This is a genomic window from Vibrio sp. OPT46 (assembly GCF_015163535.1).
GTDB classification, from domain to species: Bacteria; Pseudomonadota; Gammaproteobacteria; order Enterobacterales; family Vibrionaceae; genus Vibrio; species Vibrio alginolyticus.
In genome coordinates this window covers 1-1,714 of sequence record NZ_JADDYG010000610.1, presented here as the reverse complement: position 1 = coordinate 1,714, position 1,714 = coordinate 1, and the positions used below count along the sequence as shown (strand labels likewise).

The window sequence follows — 1,714 nt, the reverse complement described above, 5'->3', positions numbered from 1 at the left end:
TGATAATGACTGTTGCGGATGTTGTTGTAAGTTTGTGGGCGCAGCGGCGGAAAGGTATTCTTTTTGTCCGGTGCTTGTTGTTGCTGTTTCTCAGCAACACTAATTTCATCACCTACCGCAAGTGACAGAGGGTCGGCCTCAAACACTGGGTTAAGCAAGAGCAAGGCTTTAGCTCCCATACCATATAGTTCAGCGATGCTTTGCCAGTCTTCCCCTACCGTTACGGTGTGCGTCGCTGCGGTTTGTTCCGCTTGCGTCTCATCGTTGTTACCTTCTGAGCGCGCTTCTTCCGGCTGTGTGACCGCATCAAACAATGCGGGGATATCCAACTTTATCCCGTTTTCACACAGCTAATTTTCACTGAGATTATCGAGCTCTTCACGCGTGATTTGTCGCTCAAGATAAATGATGTATTGATTTTCGATGATTTGATCGGCTAATTTCCAATACACCAAAATAGCGCTTTGGTCTTTAGTAAAACCACGCTCGTCATTGAGCTTGTCTTGTGTCGATTGCGTAGCGTAAAACGCCCATTTTTCTTCCCCAAGAATTTTGTATTCTTGGACAAGTTCACCATCATTAAAGTGGTAGTAATAGCCTTCTGTAGGCAAACCTAAACGTTCACCCAATCGCACTGCAGGGACAACAGGTATAAAACCTTCCTCAGCTTTATGGCTGCCGGCTTTTTGTAATGTGACGGCTTCCAATGGTGTCAGTCCGAGATTGTCAACAGCGATGTGGATATTTAAACGCTTTGGCTCATCAAACACACATAACGCTGTGTAGCGAGTGCCTTGCTCGGTATTGGCTTGCTCCCAACGGGTCACCGCGTTCTCTTTTTCAGTTTTCGCTAAAGCAAAGTCACTGTGCACCATTTTCTTTATGGTGGTATCCGAGCATCCGACTTCGAAGCTGTACTCAAACTCCTTGATTAATTCCTCTTCACTTTCGGTTGCGATTGGCGGCGGCGTGTAAACTCGTTCGGGCGTCGAGGTTTACCTGATACAAGAGCGGTAACCTCCCGTTGCTCTGGTGGTTTTCGTTATTGCTAACAAATTATTAGCCGCATCATCCGAAAGTTCAGAGATAACCTCAGAATTCAGCCGCCAAGTTTTAGGACCTATTGGGTCGTTGTAACTAAGCAGAGCAGGAGTTTGAGGCGTATCACTCACGAGTGCGAGATTACCTTCGTAGAGATGCTGCTTTAGTTGTTCAAAAGTAAGATGTGAAGGAATAGCAGAGGCGATATCCGCTTCCGAAATATTATGGAAGTTGCCCTCTATCAATCCAAATTCATGAGACATTACTTCCGACAGTGGAAGAACTTTATAGGACACACAAATACCTAAAGTGAATACTAGTTATCACGGCAATAAGCAGTAAGCATGCCATTAACTTTCTTCTGCAAAATCAGCTAGGTAGGATGATAGTAGTGTATGCCGATACAATTTTTTATTTATCGAGCCAAAAAGTTGGGTATAAATCCAAGAAGTTGGTCGGTGTTGGCTGTGGTCTTTGTGTACGGTCGCTGTTTAGCTGAAGCGATACATATGGTGTTTTTACCCGTGAATACATTCGTAGTGGGCACGTTGTGGATGTAATAGTTCTAAGAAGGCTTTGCCCCATTATAAGACAGAGTAAATACTCATTCATATCCTGTTTATTGGGTTTTGCCTTACTAAAAGTAATCCATTCTTCTAATGCTATTCGTTGT

General features: G+C 44.1%; 4 protein-coding genes. All 4 read right to left on the bottom strand.

The window, feature by feature from the left end; all coding sequences use genetic code 11:
- The coding region (locus IQR33_RS34170; RefSeq protein WP_228010025.1) for a LysM peptidoglycan-binding domain-containing protein at positions 1-329 on the bottom strand (329 nt) is incomplete at its 3' end.
- A 21-nt stretch (positions 330-350) separates the two neighbouring features.
- Positions 351-875: a hypothetical protein gene (locus IQR33_RS34165; protein ID WP_228014095.1), complete on the bottom strand. Its 525-nt coding sequence runs from the start codon at positions 873-875 to the stop codon at positions 351-353.
- A 120-nt stretch (positions 876-995) separates the two neighbouring features.
- Complete coding sequence (locus IQR33_RS34160) at positions 996-1,337, bottom strand: hypothetical protein (RefSeq protein WP_228010023.1); 342 nt, start codon at positions 1,335-1,337, stop codon at positions 996-998.
- A 115-nt stretch (positions 1,338-1,452) separates the two neighbouring features.
- Positions 1,453-1,714, bottom strand: a 262-nt coding sequence (locus IQR33_RS34155) for a hypothetical protein (protein WP_228014094.1), incomplete at its 5' end; no start/stop codon positions are given.